The organism is Novipirellula sp., from assembly GCF_041583735.1.
In the GTDB taxonomy this organism is placed as follows: Bacteria; Planctomycetota; Planctomycetia; order Pirellulales; family Pirellulaceae; genus Novipirellula.
The window spans coordinates 1-5,450 of sequence record NZ_JBFHFD010000593.1 but is presented as its reverse complement, the minus strand read 5'-3'; the positions used below and the strand labels follow the sequence as shown (position 1 = coordinate 5,450).

General features: G+C 53.6%; 3 protein-coding genes and 1 pseudogene. All 4 read left to right on the top strand.

Annotation, left to right across the window (positions count from 1 at the left end):
* A pseudogene (locus ABX962_RS29040) lies at positions 1 to 355 on the top strand (sialate O-acetylesterase); the annotation flags it as partial.
* A gap of 72 nt (positions 356 to 427) precedes the next feature.
* A complete protein-coding gene (locus ABX962_RS29035) occupies positions 428 to 2,296 on the top strand; it encodes a sulfatase (protein ID WP_372724737.1) in 1,869 nt (622 codons plus the stop codon).
* A 213-nt stretch (positions 2,297 to 2,509) separates the two neighbouring features.
* Positions 2,510 to 4,930: a glycoside hydrolase N-terminal domain-containing protein gene (locus ABX962_RS29030; protein ID WP_372724735.1), complete on the top strand. Its 2,421-nt coding sequence runs from the start codon at positions 2,510 to 2,512 to the stop codon at positions 4,928 to 4,930.
* Between the two features lie 217 nt (positions 4,931 to 5,147).
* Positions 5,148 to 5,450: sugar-binding domain-containing protein (locus tag ABX962_RS29025; protein WP_372724733.1), on the top strand; the 303-nt coding region annotated here is incomplete at its 3' end.

Genomic DNA, 5,450 nt, shown 5'->3' with positions numbered 1-5,450 from the left:
GCGATTAGCGCTGCTCGCAGCACGTGACACGCTCGGGCAGAAGGTCGAAGCTCAAGGACCCATCTTTCAAAAAGTCGAGCCCCAAGACAACTCGCTAGTCGTCCATTTCGAACATGCCGAGGGCCTAAAAACAACGGATGGTTCCCCGCCAAAGGCGTTTTGGTTGGCCGATGATGATCAGAAATGGGTTCGAGCGGACGCGACGATTCAAGGCCAGAGCGTGGTTTTGCACTCCGCTGAATTGCCAACGCCGTTGTATGTTCGCTACGCCTTTGTCGGAAAGCCAGACGTGAATCTTGTTAACGACGCCAATCTACCGGCCCTTCCGTTTCGCACTGACCGGTTTGAACCCTAAAGAAGATGTCTGCAACTCCATCCATTGGATCCTGACCAAGCACTCCCTCAATCGAATACAGAAGAAATTATCATGTTTGTACAACGCACATCGCACTTTTTGATGTTTGGGTTGGTCGTTTGTTTGATGGCCGTGCAGCCAGCGTTTGGCAAAGAGCCGCCGCCCAACATCATCATCTTCTATGTCGACGACCTCGGATGGCAGGATGTGCAGCTCAATGACGTGGATGATCCGTGTCCCTACGAGACGCCAAACATCGTGAAGTTAGCCAAGGCAGGGATGAATTTTACCGAAGGCTATTCACCCGCTCCGTCCTGTTCTCCCTCACGCGCCGGGATCATCACAGGGCAACATCCCGCGAAAATTCGGCTCACCCATGTTGATCTGGGAGTGATCCGAAAAGGAAGCAAGACGGATCGCGTGGTCGCGCCCTATCTGGAAAAACCGCTGGATCAGAATCTGCTTACTCTGGCCGATGCGATGAAAGCGAATGGCTACCGCACCGGGCACTCGGGGAAATGGCATGTCGGGCTGACCGCGGCAAGCTATGGTTTCGACACCGTCAATCAAGACCGAGGGCCGCATCGCAGTGTGCCGGATCGGACCAAGGATTTCGCGACCGCCGATGATCCAAAATTTCCGCTCAGCAAAGAGAAATACCCGCCTGTGAGCAAGAAGAAACCCGAGGGTATCTCGTATCCTTACGACGAGGTTACTGGTTCGGCTATCGAGTTCATGGCACAGAGCAAAGACGAGCCATTCTTTCTCAACCTCTGTCACTGGATGGTCCATTGGCCCGTGATGACCCGCAACGGCGAGTTGCTTGAATATTACTGTGACAAGATGGGGCAACCCTTTCCACCCAAGCGTGGCGCGATGACGCTGCCGGGACAGCAAAACCCGTACTTTGCTTCGATGGTCACTAGCGTCGACTGGAGCCTCGGCCGGATCGTTGATTTTCTTCAGAAGACCGATGACCCTCGCAGCCCAGACAAGAAGCTGATCGACACCACCTACATCTTCTTTACCTCCGATAACGGTGGCGCAGAGAAAAAGGGCAAGGAGGTGATCTCGGACAACGCGCCGCTGAAATATGGAAAAACGCATGCCGAAGAAGGAGGCGTTCGAGTGCCGATGGTGATCGCGGGACCAGGCATCGAACCGGGCAGCCGTTTTGATGGTCTGGTGAACCAGCTCGACTTTTTCCCCACCATCCTGGAATTGACCGACTCCGAAATCTCGCCTGATGATTTTGCCGAACTCAGCGGTTTGGATATCTCAGCCGTGTTGAGCGGGGCGAGCCAGCAGATCGTCGATGCCAACGGGAAAGAACGTGATCATCTGTTTTGGCACTACCCGCATGGTGGCGATTCGATGAAGTCGGCGATTCGTAGTGGTGACTTCAAACTCTACAAACGATACCAGACGGACGATTACGAACTGTATCGTCTCTACAAGGACGGTAAACGCAACGATTACGAAGAGGCCAATGACTTGGCACAAAACCCCGAGTTCGCTTCGGTAATCGAGCGTCTCGGAAAGATGCTCGAGGCCGACCTAGTGGCCAACGATGCGGAACTGCCTTACCTCAATCCGAACTACGCCGACAAAATAACGCCGGTCGCCGATCTGGGCAAAGCCACCTATGAGTCAGCGGCACGGCAGGCAAGGCTAAGCATCAAGCCCGATGGTCCAGCGATCAAAGAGGCCTATGTGATCTACTGCGAGGACCCAGAGGTCACGAAGACGAAAGCCAGAAGGCCCCCGGCAGACATCCCGGAAACCCGTCCGGTGCTTCCCGGGATGAAGGCCCCTGCGACGATCAGCACCGATGGTTCCACCGTTAACGCGACCATCCCAAAGGAGATCGCGGCTTGGCGATTCCAGATCATCGACCAGAATGGTTACCTGCAGTACAGCGATGTGGTGATGGCCAATTGAGTTAATCAAACAGTGACCTGATCAAACAGCGACTTGGCCAATCAGTGCACCGGTGAACTTCACCCGCTTTCGAATTGGGTGAGCCTGTTGACTACCGCATTGGTCGCAGACACCTTTGCAAACCGATCTGCACGACATGTTTAAGATCGTCCCGGGAGCTAGCCGAGGCTTAGAAAAACACTCGTAAACTTAACTACAACGACGAACGGATCAATGAACAAAACCTCACTCTACCTATGCGTCGTGATCAGCATTGCGGCCTGTCCCGTGCTGGCTGCGGATGCACCTAGCAAGGGCAAACCAAACAAGTTCAGCTACAGCGAAGCAGCACAGGTACAACCGCTGAATCAGGCTCCGGAGCAGCCATTGTCCTTGTGGTACAACCAGCCGGCCACTTATTGGGAAGAAGCGTTGCCTGTGGGTAACGGTCGACTCGGAGCGATGGTCTACGGGGGAGTTTCGAAAGAGATCATCCAGCTGAACGAAGATTCGATCTGGGCAGGCCCGCCGATCCCCGTGGTGAAAGAGAACGTCCGCAGTACGATCGATGAGGTGCGGCAGCTGTTGTTTGCAGGGAAATACACCGAAGCTCAGAAAAAGCAGCAGGCGATTTTGGCTGGCCGTATCTCTCCGAGAAGCTACCAGACGATGGGGGAACTGCGGTTCGATTTCGGTCCTGTCTCAAAAGCGACCGCGTATCGTAGATCGCTGGATCTGGACACCGCGATTGCAACAACCCGTTACACAGCCGGCGGCGTCAACTATATCCGGGAAGTCTATTCAAGCCCGATCGACGATGTTATCGCCATCAGGATTGCAGCCGACAAACCGGGCGCGGTCTCGTTTCATGCAGAGATCGAGCGGGCGGGGACCTTTGCGACCAAAGCAAACGGAAACGATACCGTGATCGCCACCGGGCAAGCCGCGCACGGAAACAAACACTTGGGTGTCAAGTTTGCCACGGTCTATAAGGTCGTTGCGGAAAACGGATCCACTCAAGCGGACGACAATCGCTTGACCGTTGAAAATGCGGACTCGGCTGTCATCTACATCACCGCGGCAACGGATTACAACCGCGACGATACAGACCATCCCTTCACTCATGACCTGGTAGAAATCTGCGACCGCATCGTCGCTGCGGCGAAGCAAAAAGGATACGAGCCAATCAAGGCGGACACCTCTGCTGCACACCAAATGCTTTTCCGCCGAGTTGAGTTGAAGCTTGGAACTCCATCGACCAAAACGACCATTGCCAGATTGCAGGGGTATCAAAACGGAAAGATCGATCCCGACTTGGAAGCACTTTACTTTCAATACGGCAGATACCTGCTGATCTCATCCTCGCGGCCCGGCTGCTTGCCGGCCAATCTGCAGGGACTCTGGTGCAAAGACATGGCCGCGCCCTGGAACAGTGATTATCACATCAACATCAATTTCCAGATGAACTACTGGCTCGCCGAAACGACGAATCTTTCGGAATGCCATCTTCCCTTCATGGCCTACATTGAACGCTTGGTCCCCTCGGGCCAACAGACCGCCAAAGACTTGTATGGTTGCCGAGGTTTTCTAGCAGGGCATGGGTCGGATGTTTGGCATGGCACGGTCCCGTTTGGAAACGTTCAGTACGGACAATGGGTGGTTGGCGGTGCATGGACGACTCAGCACTTCATGGAACATTACCGGTTCACCGGGGATCGAGAATTCCTGAAAAATCGGGCCTATCCAGTTTTAAAACAATCATCGCTGTTTTTTCTGGATTGGTTGGTCGAAGACCCAAAAACCGGCAAATTGGTTTCCGGACCAAGCACATCGCCTGAGAACAAGTTCATCGACCCAAAAACCAACGCTCGATGTAACTTGACGATGGGTCCGGCGATGGATCAGCAGATTATTTGGGACGTGTTCACCAACACGCTCGAGTCAGCGCAAATCCTAGGCATCGAGGACGATTTTACCCGCGACGTTCGGTCCGCACTCGATCAGCTTGCCCTACCGCAAATCGGATCCGACGGGCGATTGATGGAATGGACCGAGGAATTTCAGGAGCATGATCCTGGGCACCGTCACATATCGCATCTGTTTGGTCTGTATCCCGGACGCCAATACAACATTGACGACAACCCCGAAATGGTGGCCGCCGCTCGCAAAACGATTGATCACCGACTCGCCAACGGAGGCGGTCACACCGGTTGGAGCCGAGCTTGGATCATCAATTTCTGGGCACGGTTCTTGGACGCGGAAAAAGCACACAACAACCTTGCACAGTTGCTCGAAAAATCGACTCACCACAACCTTTTTGACAAACACCCGCCTTTCCAAATCGATGGCAATTTTGGTGGCGCGGCCGCAATGGCGGAGATGCTGTTGCAATCCCATGCTGGCCATATCGATCTGCTTCCTGCACTTCCCAAAGCATGGGCCGATGGCTCGGTAAAGGGGCTTTGTGCCCGCGGCGGATTTGAGATCGACATGCAGTGGAGCCACGGTGTTTTGAGGTCAGCAACGCTGCGATCAAAACTCGGTCATCCCTGCACCGTTCGCTATGGCGATAAAACGAAGACGCTGAATACCGAAAAGAACGAAACCTATGATCTAAAATCGCTTCTGGAATCTACTTCGGAAAAAGTGCATTAAAACGAATCGACTCGCTCTGATCTTAGATCGCGGAACCTGTTGGTTTGTTATTCGTTTGGATGTCTTCGGAAGAGAAAATACATGAAAAGAGTTCGATTGCTATTTGCGGGGCTGTGTCTTGCAGTCACAACGACGGCCGTTGGAAAGGAAGATTCGGATCGTTCCTGGGCTGACCGTCTGGAGTAAGCATGGAAGGTTTTACAATGGAATCAAAAATATGAAATTAGCACGACAGTGCATCTTATTGTTGCTGATGGGCCTAGGTATACCGGTCCAGGCAGAGCAGCGAACGAGTTTTGATACGGATTGGAAATTCGCTCTCGGCGATCATGCGGGCGCAGAGGCACAGAGGTTTGATGATTCCAGTTGGCGTGGGTTGGATGTGCCGCACGACTGGAGCATCGAGGGCGAATATCGCAAGGATCATCCGATGGGGGATCAATGCGGCTATCTTCCGGCAGGCATTGGTTGGTATCGCAAGACCATTCCGGTCCCTGGTGATTGGAAAGGCAAGCATGTC